We start from the raw sequence: 12640 nt of genomic DNA on the forward strand, positions 1-12640 counted from the left end.
TCTGTGTTATAGATCAAGCCCATCCATTGTAAAAATAAGGCGCTCGCCCAAACACATTAATATAGGTAATGTATTGCAAGTCATAGTCAAGTCTTAGGGTTCCCAGACTATTATCACTCAATATCGTCACCTTATCACAGGGTAATTATGCCGGTCGCAAGACTGTATAACGCTGTGATAGCGGCAATGAGCGCCACGGCAAAGAAACACTTTTCAAGGGAGGAAAATACTGACCTCTTCTGCTCGCGTTTAGCAATAATGAATAGCAGGGTTCCTGGCCCATATATCACTGCCGACAATAATATGTATTTCAAACCACCCGCATATACCATCAATATGGCATATACCGTGGCAATTAAGGCAATGATAAAATCTTTTTTATGGTCTTTCGAGCCCACAGAGTAAGTCTCGCGGGTCCAGACTAATTTCAATCCATATGCTGCAACCAGGAGATAGGGGATGAGAACCAATGAACTGGTTAACTCAAGTGCAAGTTGGAAAGCATATTCAGTGAAAAGCGTAACAATTAAGAATAACTGGATAAAAATATTCGACATCCACACCGCAGCCGAGGGCACCCCGTGTTTATTCTCAGTAGCCAAGATACTCGGCATAATATTACTTTTTGCTGCACTATAGAGTGCTTCGGCGGCCAGTAGAGTCCATGATAAATAGGCTCCCATAACTGAAATAATCAATCCAATACTGATAAATATGGCACCCCACCGCCCTACAATATGCTCTAACACGCCAGCCATTGACGGTTGACGCAATGCAGCCAGATCAGGGCGCAGCAGCACGCCATAAGAGAGCATAGTGACCAACACCAACAAACATAAAACGCCAATAAAACCTAAAACGGTCGCGATACCGACGTGTTTTCTTTCTTTAGCGTAGCGGGAATAAACACTCGCCCCCTCAATACCAACAAAAACAAATACCGTGACCAACATTGTGCTACGAACTTGAGAAAACAAAGTTTCAGAACCCGCACTTATTTCTAATGCCGCATGTCCGGCATAGCCATAATCGTCCAGATGTGAGAGATCCCCCACAGCCCCTAAAGACTGAGTCCCCCAGAAGTTTAAAGCGAAAGTATCGGTGTGAAATGAAAACGCCAAAACAATAATAAAAATAAATATCGGAATAACTTTAGCAAAAGTAGCAATGGTATTAATCGTCGCAGCTTCTTTGATGCCGCGTAACACCATAAAATGGAAGCTCCATAAGATTAATGAAGCAATTAAAACAGCGGATAGCGTATTTCCGTCACCAAATAGCGGGAAGAATGCACCCAGTGTTGATTTGATCAACACGAAATAAGAAACACTACCAATACACGCCCCAGCCCAAAAACCTATTGCCGACGCAAAACCAGCATAGTCGCCAAACCCGGTTTTAGCATAAATATAAACGCCTGAGTCAAGGTCGGGTTTACGTTGTGCCAATGTCTGGAAAACAAAGGCGAGTGTCAGCATCCCCCCACCCGCAATAATCCAGGCGATTAATGCGCCAAAGCCCCCGGTAGCACGGCCAAACGTCGCGGGCAGAGAAAAAATACCAGCACCTATCATTGAGCCGACGACCAGAGAAGTTAATGACCACAGTGACAATTTTTTATTTGCAGAGGCCGCCATATTCGTGTCCCTTTACATAAGTTAATCCAATGTAAAACAGATTAACCTAATAAAAGATTAAGTCCTATAGAGGTTATTCGACGAAAATGTGAGCTTCCGTCAAAAGCTGAATATTCATCATTTGAGTATAACAAGATAAATAATGCACGAAGTCATTATGAAGAGGGTGCCGTGCATTTGTAGGCGATTGACATTAGTTGAGCCGGGATCTATTCGATAAGTGTTTTAACCGCATGAAAGTTGAACGTTATCACCCTATTTCAATACAATTTAGCTCATTAATTTTTTCGTCAAATAATAGCGATGATACTCATCCACGACATTTTCTAGCGCCATTTGCAATTGATAGCCATGCTTTTCATAGAATGGCCTCGCCTGGAAACTGAATGTATCAACTTGGGCAAATTTACATCCGCGTTGTATTGCTTCCCGCTCTACAGCCTGCATCAATTTACTGCCCGCACCTGAATGACGTAATGTATCTGATACCCATAACAATTCTATACTCAGGTAATTGCCTAATGTATAGGCGGTAATCCCCCCTAACGTTTCGCCGTGTTCACCCGTTATAAAAACAGCTAATGGTTTTCGACCATTATCCCCGACAAATTTGCGGTTAAAGGCCTTTAACCCCGCCATAACTTCTGCCACATTTTCAGCCGCTGGGGTATCCGTCATCATCAACTTCATTGTCATTCCTCCTCGCTATGAAATCACTGACACAACTCGATTTTATCTTTTTTTTGGCATATTCGCACAGATGAGAATTTTATTATCGGTTAATAACTGCAAAATAAATGCTATTAAGAACTATTTAGATTTATAATGCCGAAAATCACTTTTTCTTATTTCGTTTTGTAATTTCCCTCTGTAATTGTAAGGATGCCTAATGCTCCGCCGTTTTTTTTCTTATTACACCCCGTATAAAGGGCTTTTCTATCTGGATTTTGGCTGTGCTATTTTGGCCGGTCTGCTGGAACTGAGCTTCCCGATGGCTGTAAAACTGTTCATTGATAAGCTGCTCCCTAATCAAGATTGGGTGTTAATAGTCTGGGCAGCTACGGGCCTGCTAATGATTTATCTCCTCAATACCGCGCTGATGGCAATAGTCAACTATTGGGGACATGCTCTCGGTGTCGGCATCGAAACCGATATGCGCCGCCAAGCATTTAGCCATCTGCAAAAGTTATCATTTAGCTATTACGACAATATGAAGACCGGCCATATCATCACCCATGTCACAAAAGACCTTGAGGAAGTTGGGGAAATTGCCCATCACGGCCCAGAAGATCTTTTCATTGCGGTGATGACTTTTATTGGCGCTTTTATCCTGATGGCTTCTGTTCATCTGCCACTGGCGATGCTCACTATCTTTATTGTGCCGTTTATGACCTATCTGGTCAGCCGTTATGGCGCACAAATGACGGAAACCTGGCGTCGATTGTTTGGTCAAGTGGGGAATTTTAATGCCCGAATTGAAGAAAGCATTGGGGGGATCCGTGTCGTAAAAGCTTTCGCAAACGAATCCCATGAGAAAAAATTATTCGCCAAAGATAACGAAGATTACCGCACCACTAAACTGCGGGCTTACCGCATTATGACCACCAGTATGACCATGAGCTACCTCAGCACCCGCCTGGTTCAGTTGATCGTGATGGTGGTTGGCACTTGGTATGTGGTTAATGACCAGCTTAGTTACGGCGGTTTTGTCGGTTTTCTGTTGTTAGTCGAAGTCTTTTTCCGCCCGGTGGCAAAAATAACCTCGGTACTGGAAAGTTATCCGAAAGGAATTGCTGGATTTAAACGATTTACTCAACTGATTGATACATTACCCGACATTGTCGATCAGCCCAATGCACGCCCGGTGGGCCACCTGCGGGGGGATATTTGTTATCAAAATGTCAGTTTCGGTTATTCTGCACATAACAAAATCTTTACTGACTTAAACCTGCAAATCCGTGCGGGTGAAACCGTGGCATTTGTCGGCCCCTCAGGTGCAGGGAAAACGACATTATGCTCATTACTCCCCCGTTTCTATGAGCTTGATGGCGGTGCAATTACTATTGATGGGATCAATATCCGTGATATGACCCAACAATCATTGCGCAATAATATTGGTATTGTTCAGCAAGATGTTTTCTTATTCGGCGGCTCTATCCGTGAGAATATTGCTTATGGCAAACTGGACGCCAGCGATGACGAAATTATGGCGGCGGCACAGCAAGCTCGCTTGGATGAGCTGATTGAAAGTCTGCCTGATGGCCTTGATACTGTAGTTGGTGAGCGCGGAGTTAAATTATCGGGTGGCCAGAAGCAACGCTTGTCTATTGCGCGTATTTTCTTGAAAAACCCGCCAATTCTTATTTTGGATGAAGCGACATCTGCATTGGATACGGCCACAGAACAAGCTATTCAGTTGGCATTGACTGAGTTATCACAAGGGCGAACCACCTTAGTCATTGCTCATCGTTTAGCCACAATTCAAAACGCCGACCGCATTATTGTGGTCGATAAAGAAGGTATTGTTGAACAAGGTGACCATCACGAGTTGCTCGCCCGCAAAGGGGCTTATGCCAAACTGCATAATGCGCAGTTCAATGCAGCCTGATTCACAGTAAAAACCCACCCGCAGATGGGCTCGAATGGTAAACTGGAGGAAAATTCAGCCAAAGCCATTCCATCGCGGGCTTAAATAGGGTACAAGGACGCCATGAAAATTCCAAAACGAATCCAACCGCTGGTTGATGACGGCTTGGTTGACGAAGTCATCCGTCGTTTAAAAAGTGGCAAAGAAGCTGATGTCTATGTTGTCCGTTGTGGGCAGGATATCCGTTGCGCTAAAGTTTACAAAGAAGCAGAGAACCGCAACTTCAAACAAGCGGTTCAATATCAAGAAGGTCGTAAGGTTCGTAATAGCCGTGATGCGCGTGCTATGGCGAAGGGTTCCAAATTTGGCCGCAAGCAGCAAGAAGAAACCTGGCAAACTGCCGAGGTCGATGCGTTGTATCTGCTAGCCAATGCCGGTGTTCGCGTGCCACAGCCCTATGCTTGTCTTGATGGCGTGCTTCTTATGGAGCTGGTCACCGATGAAGACGGCCTCGCCGCCCCTCGCCTTAGTGATGTTCCCTTTAGCAAAGAGCAAGCTCTGATTGACCATGAAATAATGATCCGCTATGTGGTTCGGATGCTGTGTGTGGGCCTGGTTCATGGTGACTTGTCAGAGTTTAATGTCTTAATCGACAAAGACGGCCCGGTGATTATCGATTTGCCGCAAGCCGTTAATGCTGCAGCCAATAATCACGCTAAAGCCATGTTGGAGCGAGATGTGGCGAATATGACGCATTATTATGGTCAATACGCCCCTGAATTACTTGACCGTAAATATGCCAAAGAAATGTGGGCGCTCTATGAAGATGGCAAGTTGCATCCTGAAACCCCATTGACTGGTGAGTTTGCAGAAAGCACGCAAGCCGTTGATGTTGATGGTGTACTAGAGGAAATTCAGGCGGTTATCGCTGAAGAGCAAGAACGTCTGCGGGAAGCTCAAGACCATACAAACTAAGCGAGATATCGCTTTTTAATATCAGTAATAATCACATCGGCAATAATCATATCGTCAATGTGTATTTGTGGGGCAGTAATATCTTCCTGCCCCACATTTTTTCATATGTATGTTACGAATCAACTTAGTTCTACCGCTTTAACCTGGTTTTTCCCCGCAGTTTTCGCTCGGTATAGCGCTTTATCCGCAGCATCTGACAAATTTTTCGCCGACAGATGTTCACCCGGTTCAGAAACTGAGGCCACACCAACACTGATAGTCACGCGCCCATGGGGTGACATTCCGTGCGGAATATCCAGTTCCTCAATCGAATGACGCATACGCTCAGCAACCGCGGTCGCATCTGCCAGAGTACTTGGGGCGAGTAAGACAATAAACTCCTCACCACCATAACGAGCCAGAATATCTGAATCGCCACGAATAGACTTTGCCAATGTTTCGACAATAGACTTAAGACACACGTCACCCATGGCATGCCCATACAGATCGTTAAAGCTTTTAAAATTGTCAAAATCAATCATCAAGACTGATAGGCTGCCACCTTCTGTTTGATTTTTCAGCCAAAGACTCTGATAGATGTCATCAAAGTGACGGCGATTTGCTACCCCCGTCAGCACATCAGTTTGTGACAATGCTTTGAGGATCGATTCAGACTGTTTAAGTTCTGTAATATCAAAAAACGAACCATACCAGATAACCGAACCATCATCTTGCCGCATGGGGAAAGACTCACCATGAAGCCAATGTGTTCCTTTCCCTGGTCGCACAACACGGAAATCACAACTCCAAACGGATAAATTCTGCTGGGATGTGATAACCGCTTGTTTTAACATCTCCATGTCATCGGTATGAATACGGCTAAATAATGGATTTTTCTCTTGAGGCACATGCAAAACATCGGCAGGTACAAGGTCAAATATTTTCCTGATTCCCTCACTGCAATAACTAAAATACGATTCTCCATTAGAATTTAAATAATATGCATAGATCATCGCTGGCAAGTTTTTAGTTAACTTGTCCATCATTTGTTGGCTTTTTTCCAGTTCTATCAATAAGGCTTTTCTTTCCGAAACATCCGCAATCACACTGATATAACCCACAATACTGCCACTCTCGGATGTTATTTCATGGACGCTCAGTGCCCCCCAGAAACGTTCACCATCCTTACGTTGATAATACCATTCACTGGCTTCACGGCGGTTAAGTAATAAATAATCCAGCTTAATTTGAAATTCACCATTTTCTGGAATATGTAATATATCAGAAATAGGCTTACCGATGACTTCATCCTTAGAATAACCAAACATTCGTTCTGCGCCCACATTATATATCGTGACACAATTATCTAAGTCGGTTGTAATAATAGCGACTTGCTTCTCGGCATTCAGTAATACATCCAGTTGAAGATTAGATAATTCACTCTTCCCATTCTCTCTCTCCACTGGTTCACCTTCGGGGCGCTTACCAAAGACTTTTTTGGCAAAATAACCCAGACAGTTATGATAAAAAGAAAGTATAGACATAAAGATAAATCACCTGTTATTCAGCATGGAAATAAAACTATAATTAACTTAACTCTCAGTATAAACAGTAACATAGCCAATTATAACACATGGTAATAGCCCAGTGTAGATCTGGCCTAATGTGCTCTACAAGCAGTCTCCATCCTTGTAGGAATAATATGCTTCTATTTACCTGCTTGTTATTAGCCCGCATATTGCAATGCAATAATTTATTATAATGAGATTATTAATAACTTCAACCCACACAACAGAGTAATAATCTAAAAATAACAAAAAACCATATTATCATAAAAATCAGTTAGATAATAAGAGCACCATGAAAATTAATAATAGCATAAATTTTAAATTAAGTTATTAAACAAGACATAAAATTGGCAAGATATAAATTTATAGGCCATGCTAAATAACGAGAAAATATCATCCTTATGCACCAATAACACCCTGTGAAGTATAACAACCCAATAAGGAAATAATCATGCTCTATAAATCATTACCTAACTTAGCCATTGCAACACTGCTACTGACCACCATGACGCCAGTATTTGCCTCCTCCACGACCCCAACAGAGATGACCTGCAAAGAGTTTCTTGATCTTAATCCAAAGAGCATGACTCCGGTGGCTTTCTGGATACTGAATGAGGATACACAGTATAAAAAAGGGGACAATGTAGACTTTCAGGAGGTCGATACTGTATACACCCCAAAAGTCATTGATATCTGTAAAAAGTCGCCTGATAAAAAAGTATCCGCTGTAAAAACAGATATTATGGCAGCGGCCAAGAAATAAATGTCATATCATTCAAAGCCCCGCCTTAACGAGGAGGGGCTGTCTGTTACTTTTGGTTATTCTTATTTTGGAGTCATGATGCTAAAGAAGAAGATTATGTTGGTATCGTTATTGCTATTACCACTCGGTCAAACTTTGGCTCTTAATTGTCAAAACGCGGTAACACAGCAAGATATGAATCAATGTGCAACTTCAGATTATAAAAAAGCCGATGCCGAACTTAATCGCACTTACAAGGATGTTCTTGCCAAAACATCTGTCGGCCAAAGGCCATTATTAAAAAGTGCGCAACTGACCTGGATAAAATACCGTGATGCGGATTGTACTTTCCAGTCATCAGCCACCGAGGGGGGGTCAGTACATCCAATGATTATTTCTGCTTGCTTGACCCATAAAACCGAAGAACGCACCGCACAATTGAAATCATTCCTCAACTGCCCTGAAGGTGATTTAAGTTGCCCGCTGTAATATCACTCAGAGATACACACTCGCTATAATTCACATTGTCGCAAAATGGAACTCACTCAGCCCCGCCTGTTCAGCAAGACCTGATAATAACAGCAGCTGCGCAAGGTGATCGCCGATATACTCCTTTACTCGTTTTAATACTTCCGGGGCTAAACCACCACGAATGCTGGGTATTGCCCACTGCAACTGAGTATAATTTTTGAGTAGATGAGTCATCAGCAAAGTCGCGGCACTGCTGAGCGCCAGTATTTTGGGAATGATAGGTATTGTTGCCCTATTCTGACAAGATCTTACCGCGGCTCAAATAGCACCGGAATTATTGAAAGGAATTGGCCTGAGCTTGCCAGGGACTTACGGCTTTTCACTGGGCAATATGATAAGCAGCCGCCACCATTGGGTAGTTTGGTTATGTTCTCTAAACCCGGCTGGGTACAATCCTGGTTTAAGCAGATATCACTTAATAATCATTCAGCAAGTTAAGGAATTGCCGAGTATGGGAATAATAGAGATTGTATTTAATGATGAATAAATTCAATGCCATATAGCCCGCCAATCGCATTTATTGTTTCCAGTAAGTGCGCCCCATCTGCCTGAGAAAAAGTAGCATCACTCTCAGGCAAAGATGCTAGCGGCCGCCCAGGTAATCCAGTAAGCCATGCAATAATCTTAGCCATTGTCATCTCCACGTTATCGAGCAAACTGAGTCAAACTAATGTATTAAGAGTAAACGCCGAACTACACAATAAATGAAATAATCATTATTACTTTCAATATGCAAAATTTAGCTATTAAAGAACTGACTTCGTGAATTTATCACTTTAGTCATGCTAGCCATGCGCCAAAACGCTATATTGAATGGACATTTATCTTTAACAGATACGCCCTTGGAGGAGCTCCGCATGTTTATTGTTAGCCTAACTTATCATCAACCTATTGACGTAGTTGAAGCATTGACCGAAAACCATAAAGATTGGTTGAAGAAGTATTATGCACAGGGGGTTTTTATTGCCTCTGGCCGTAAAGTCCCGCGTACTGGCGGTATCATTTTGGTGAAAAGTATCGCTCGTGAAGAGTTGGATAAAATATTGTCAGAAGATCCTTTTACTGCGGTAGCTCATTATAGTGTGACTGAGTTTGTCCCCTCTATGGCTATCGAGTCAGTTGATGCATTAAAAACGCTGTAATGGATTGATATCAAATAATAGCAGCCAGAGCCGATGCTATGGCTGTTGTTGAATACCAACGAATGTTGAATACCAGCGAATGTTGAATACCAGCGAATGTTGAATATTATGATGCAGCCTGCTGCTGTCGTTTCGCCATAATGCGGTGAAAATTCTCCTCAAGCCAGAGAGCCAGCCCCTCAACCTGCTCCTGAACCTCTTTGCCCAATGAGGTTAGCTTATATTCCACATGCGGTGGCACAACCGGATACGCGATACGTTCAACAAACCCGTCCTCTTCGAGGTTCTGCAATGTTTGCGCCAGCATTTTTTCACTGACACCACCAATCTTTCTTCTCAGAGCACTAAAACGCAGGGTTTCATTACTCAACGCAATGAGTACCAAAACCCCCCAGCGACTAGTAACTCGCTTGAGCACTTCTCTTGATGGGCAATCTACATTGAGCAACTCTCCCCGCCGGACTTGTTCCGGAAATGAAATAGTGTCAGGCAAATTTGGCGATTCTATTATTTTCATACTAACCTTTTTGTGCGTACTTACTTAAAGTTAGTATATTGCATATGATGATCTCAAGAGCGGTTTTTTAGCGAATATTATCTTTTGTTCCTTAAAACAGCTTGTCACCTGACTACTTGCCCAAAGTCATTAGTGTGGTAGGTAGCCAGTGAATAAACCGCGCAGCTCTGACTCAGGTCAGTGATTCGGGTACGAGAATCTAGCTAACCCCAGCTATTTCAAGTACGAAAGGCATAACATCACATTTGGAGCATCATAATGATCGCAGTAACCGGAGCTACCGGCCAACTAGGCCGCCTTGTTATCAATGCATTACTCAAAAAAGTCCCAGCCAGTGAAATTATTGCCGCCGTACGCAGCCCTGAGAAGGCCAGTGATTTAGCAGCGTTAGGCGTTCAGGTACTTAAAGCTGATTATAGCCAACCCGCGACATTAGAAACTGCTTTCCAAGGGGTTGATAAACTGCTGTTAATCTCATCGAGTGAAGTGGGACAACGTATTGCCCAACATACTGCGGTAATCAATGCCGCCAAAAAAGCAGGCGTCAAATTGTTGGCGTATACCAGTTTGCTGCATGCCGATAAAAGCACTTTGGGATTAGGTGAAGAACACCGTGCCACAGAAGAACTTCTGCGCGACTCAGGCCTGCCGGTGGTGCTCTTGAGAAACGGCTGGTATACCGAAAACTATGCTGCAAGTATTGCACCGGCGCTAGCCCATGGTGCATTCATCGGCGCGGTCGCTGATGGCCGTATCGCCTCTGCCGCGCGTGAAGACTATGCCGAGGCCGCCGCCACAGTGCTGACCCAAGAAAATCAAGCCGGTAAAGTTTACGAATTAGCTGGTGATGACAGCTATACATTGGCCGAATTCACAGCAGAAATTGCCCGCCAATCCGGCAAACCAGTCGTATACAAAAATCTATCTGAGACTGACTTCAAGCAAGCGCTGATTGGAGCCGGTTTACCTGACGGTTTTGCCAGCCTGCTGACCGATTCTGATGCGGGTGCGGCTAAAGGTGGGCTTTTTGATGATAGCCATACCTTGAGCAAACTTATTGGCCGCCCAACAACCCCCTATGCCAAAGTGATTGCTGCAACACTGGCTACACTTTAATTTTTCACCATCATTGTTTCCGCTATGACTCTTGACCGGTACCCTCGGGCTACCGGTCACATTCAGCGTCTGTCTTATGATTTAGCCGCATCCAATGCTTGGGCAAGGTCATTGAGGATGTCATCAATGTGCTCAATACCAATCGACAACCTCACCATATCCCGTGGTACACCCGCCTTAATAAGCTCTTCATCATTGAGCTGACGGTGAGTTGTGGAGGCTGGATGGCACGCCAATGATTTGGCATCACCAATATTAACCAGCCGTACGATCAAATTCAGCGCATCGATAAATCGTCCCCCCGCCGCCTGCCCGCCATGAACACCGAATGACAATATAGCGGCAGGTTTACCACCAAAATAGCGTTGGGCTAATTCATGTTCAGGATGGTCAGGTAAACCGGCATATTTAACCCAGCTAACTTGTGGGTGATTCTGCAAGTAATGGGCAACTTTCAATGCATTTTCAGTATGGCGCTCCATGCGCAAAGCCAGAGTTTCTAGCCCTTGTAAGATCAGAAAGGCATTGAATGGCGACAGTGCCGCGCCGGTATTTCTCAGCGGTACCACTCGGCAGCGACCAATATACGCAGCCGCGCCAAATTGCTCGGTATAAGTCACACCGTGATAAGACGGATCGGGCGTATTCAATTGAGCAAAACGCTTCGGATATTGTGCCCACGGGAACTTACCGGAATCCACCACTATGCCACCAATGCTGGAACCGTGGCCGCCGATATATTTGGTCAATGAATGCACCACAATATCCGCGCCATGTTCAAATGGCCGACAAAGAATAGGTGTCGCGACCGTATTATCGACAATCAATGGCACCCCGTGCCGATGGGCGGCATCAGCCAATTTTTTCAGATCAACAATATTGCCCGCTGGATTACCAATTGATTCACAAAAAACCGCTTTTGTCCGGTCATCAATCAATGCTTCTAATGCTTCAATATCATCATGGTCGGCAAATCGAGTTTCGATCCCGTAACGCGGCAAAGTATGGGCCAGCAGGTTGTAAGTCCCGCCATACAACTTCGCTACTGACACGATATTATCCCCGGCTTCAGCAAGTGTCTGGATAGCATAGGTGATCGCGGCCATACCGGATGCAACTGCCAGGGCAGCAATCCCCCCTTCCAGCGCTGCAACCCGTTGTTCCAACACATCATTGGTGGGGTTCATGATTCGTGAGTAAATATTGCCCGCGACTTTTAAATCAAATAAATCGGCACCATGCTGGGTATCATCAAAGGCAAAAGAGGAAGTCTGATAAATGGGAACGGCAACCGCTCTGGTGGTGGGATCTGGTGAATAGCCGGCATGAATAGATAATGTTTCTAATTTCATTTTTAATCCTTGTTATAGATACAATATCAATAGCTATGAACTGGTCGATAGCTACGGACTGGCGCTTTATGATGCTGCGCCTCTGACTAGACCAACAATTTACTTGCGATAGACGATATTAAGGAATTCACAATAGAGGAATTAATGAACGATACATATATGAAAAAAACAATTATTTAGTTATTAATTATAATTAAAAATTATCGACTTCCCCCGACTAAGTCCTCCATCACTCTTCGCCGTTTCCCTGTATTTTTCTATCCCACTAACTTTCTCTTCTTACAAACCAATCATCTGATTAAAAAAGCAGATTGGTGTCTTGCTGTCTGTCTTCATTGTTAAATACTGTATATATAAACAGCATTGGATGGCAAGTTATCTTTTCTTCTTGTTCTCGCATTTAGGAGCATTTACGAGGGAATCTAATCATGTCGGGCTGACACGATGAATTTGAAGGATAATTTAAACCTAAATGTCATTATGCGGAGTGGGTT

Annotated in this window: 12 protein-coding genes and 2 pseudogenes; 7 read left to right on the top strand and 7 right to left on the bottom strand. The window is 43.8% G+C overall.

The window, feature by feature from the left end; genetic code table 11:
- Positions 1–134: 134 nt before the first annotated feature.
- Both DXZ79_RS11925 and DXZ79_RS11930 read right to left on the bottom strand, forming a co-directional pair.
- Complete coding sequence (locus DXZ79_RS11925) at positions 135–1637, bottom strand: amino acid permease (RefSeq protein WP_038632368.1); 1503 nt, start codon at positions 1635–1637, stop codon at positions 135–137.
- A gap of 270 nt (positions 1638–1907) precedes the next feature.
- On the bottom strand, positions 1908–2327 hold the full coding sequence (locus DXZ79_RS11930) for a GNAT family N-acetyltransferase (protein WP_038632366.1): 420 nt from the start codon (positions 2325–2327) through the stop codon (positions 1908–1910).
- A gap of 199 nt (positions 2328–2526) precedes the next feature.
- Between DXZ79_RS11930 and DXZ79_RS11935 the strand changes: the two genes are divergently transcribed.
- Together DXZ79_RS11935 and DXZ79_RS11940 are read left to right on the top strand one after the other, a co-directional pair.
- Positions 2527–4245, top strand: a complete 1719-nt coding sequence (locus DXZ79_RS11935; protein ID WP_038632364.1) for an ABC transporter ATP-binding protein — start codon at positions 2527–2529, stop codon at positions 4243–4245.
- A gap of 102 nt (positions 4246–4347) precedes the next feature.
- Positions 4348–5199, top strand: a complete 852-nt coding sequence (locus tag DXZ79_RS11940; RefSeq protein ID WP_038632362.1) for a PA4780 family RIO1-like protein kinase — start codon at positions 4348–4350, stop codon at positions 5197–5199.
- Between the two features lie 119 nt (positions 5200–5318).
- Here DXZ79_RS11940 and DXZ79_RS11945 read toward each other — a convergent pair whose 3' ends face one another.
- On the bottom strand, positions 5319–6722 hold the full coding sequence (locus tag DXZ79_RS11945; RefSeq protein WP_038632360.1) for a sensor domain-containing diguanylate cyclase: 1404 nt from the start codon (positions 6720–6722) through the stop codon (positions 5319–5321).
- A 475-nt stretch (positions 6723–7197) separates the two neighbouring features.
- Between DXZ79_RS11945 and hdeB the strand changes: the two genes are divergently transcribed.
- Together hdeB and DXZ79_RS11955 are read left to right on the top strand one after the other, a co-directional pair.
- On the top strand, positions 7198–7509 hold the full coding sequence (gene hdeB, locus DXZ79_RS11950; RefSeq protein ID WP_038632358.1) for an acid-activated periplasmic chaperone HdeB: 312 nt from the start codon (positions 7198–7200) through the stop codon (positions 7507–7509).
- A gap of 78 nt (positions 7510–7587) precedes the next feature.
- Complete coding sequence (locus DXZ79_RS11955; protein ID WP_038632356.1) at positions 7588–7977, top strand: lysozyme inhibitor LprI family protein; 390 nt, start codon at positions 7588–7590, stop codon at positions 7975–7977.
- A 33-nt stretch (positions 7978–8010) separates the two neighbouring features.
- Here DXZ79_RS11955 and DXZ79_RS20970 read toward each other — a convergent pair.
- Positions 8011–8223: pseudogene (locus DXZ79_RS20970) on the bottom strand (AraC family transcriptional regulator); the annotation flags it as partial.
- Between DXZ79_RS20970 and DXZ79_RS20975 the strand changes: the two are divergent.
- Positions 8210–8368 (top strand): annotated as a pseudogene (locus tag DXZ79_RS20975) (DMT family transporter); the annotation flags it as partial. The pseudogenes DXZ79_RS20970 and DXZ79_RS20975 sit on opposite strands and share 14 nt — an antisense overlap.
- A 124-nt stretch (positions 8369–8492) precedes the next feature.
- Here DXZ79_RS20975 and DXZ79_RS20685 read toward each other — a convergent pair.
- Positions 8493–8651, bottom strand: coding sequence for a hypothetical protein (locus DXZ79_RS20685; protein WP_162928745.1), 159 nt, complete (start codon positions 8649–8651; stop codon positions 8493–8495).
- A 225-nt stretch (positions 8652–8876) separates the two neighbouring features.
- Here DXZ79_RS20685 and DXZ79_RS11970 point away from each other — a divergent pair, with 225 nt between their 5' ends.
- Complete coding sequence (locus tag DXZ79_RS11970; RefSeq protein WP_038632352.1) at positions 8877–9161, top strand: YciI family protein; 285 nt, start codon at positions 8877–8879, stop codon at positions 9159–9161.
- Between the two features lie 106 nt (positions 9162–9267).
- On the opposite strand, the gene DXZ79_RS11975 is transcribed toward DXZ79_RS11970, so the two are convergent.
- Complete coding sequence (locus DXZ79_RS11975) at positions 9268–9678, bottom strand: winged helix-turn-helix transcriptional regulator (RefSeq protein WP_120011290.1); 411 nt, start codon at positions 9676–9678, stop codon at positions 9268–9270.
- 258 nt (positions 9679–9936) lie between these two features.
- Between DXZ79_RS11975 and DXZ79_RS11980 the strand changes: the two genes are divergently transcribed.
- Positions 9937–10794 (top strand): SDR family oxidoreductase, encoded by an 858-nt coding sequence (locus DXZ79_RS11980; protein ID WP_038632350.1) that lies wholly within the window; start codon positions 9937–9939, stop codon positions 10792–10794.
- Between the two features lie 74 nt (positions 10795–10868).
- Here DXZ79_RS11980 and DXZ79_RS11985 read toward each other — a convergent pair whose 3' ends face one another.
- A complete protein-coding gene (locus DXZ79_RS11985) occupies positions 10869–12146 on the bottom strand; it encodes a bifunctional O-acetylhomoserine aminocarboxypropyltransferase/cysteine synthase (RefSeq protein ID WP_038632348.1) in 1278 nt (425 codons plus the stop codon).
- Positions 12147–12640 lie beyond the last annotated feature (494 nt).

Origin of the sequence: Yersinia rochesterensis (assembly GCF_003600645.1) — a bacterium.
Taxonomy (GTDB): Bacteria; Pseudomonadota; Gammaproteobacteria; order Enterobacterales; family Enterobacteriaceae; genus Yersinia; species Yersinia rochesterensis.

Coding starts and splice junctions, on each gene's coding strand:
- DXZ79_RS11935 (WP_038632364.1), top strand. CDS start 2,527: ATGCTCCGCCGTTTTTTTTCTTATTACACCCCGTATAAAGGGCTTTTC.
- DXZ79_RS11980 (WP_038632350.1), top strand. CDS start 9,937: ATGATCGCAGTAACCGGAGCTACCGGCCAACTAGGCCGCCTTGTTATC.
- hdeB (WP_038632358.1), top strand. CDS start 7,198: ATGCTCTATAAATCATTACCTAACTTAGCCATTGCAACACTGCTACTG.
- DXZ79_RS11925 (WP_038632368.1), bottom strand. CDS start 1,637: ATGGCGGCCTCTGCAAATAAAAAATTGTCACTGTGGTCATTAACTTCT.
- DXZ79_RS20685 (WP_162928745.1), bottom strand. CDS start 8,651: ATGGCTAAGATTATTGCATGGCTTACTGGATTACCTGGGCGGCCGCTA.
- DXZ79_RS11985 (WP_038632348.1), bottom strand. CDS start 12,146: ATGAAATTAGAAACATTATCTATTCATGCCGGCTATTCACCAGATCCC.
- DXZ79_RS11955 (WP_038632356.1), top strand. CDS start 7,588: ATGCTAAAGAAGAAGATTATGTTGGTATCGTTATTGCTATTACCACTC.
- DXZ79_RS11945 (WP_038632360.1), bottom strand. CDS start 6,722: ATGTCTATACTTTCTTTTTATCATAACTGTCTGGGTTATTTTGCCAAA.
- DXZ79_RS11940 (WP_038632362.1), top strand. CDS start 4,348: ATGAAAATTCCAAAACGAATCCAACCGCTGGTTGATGACGGCTTGGTT.
- DXZ79_RS11975 (WP_120011290.1), bottom strand. CDS start 9,678: ATGAAAATAATAGAATCGCCAAATTTGCCTGACACTATTTCATTTCCG.
- DXZ79_RS11930 (WP_038632366.1), bottom strand. CDS start 2,327: ATGAAGTTGATGATGACGGATACCCCAGCGGCTGAAAATGTGGCAGAA.
- DXZ79_RS11970 (WP_038632352.1), top strand. CDS start 8,877: ATGTTTATTGTTAGCCTAACTTATCATCAACCTATTGACGTAGTTGAA.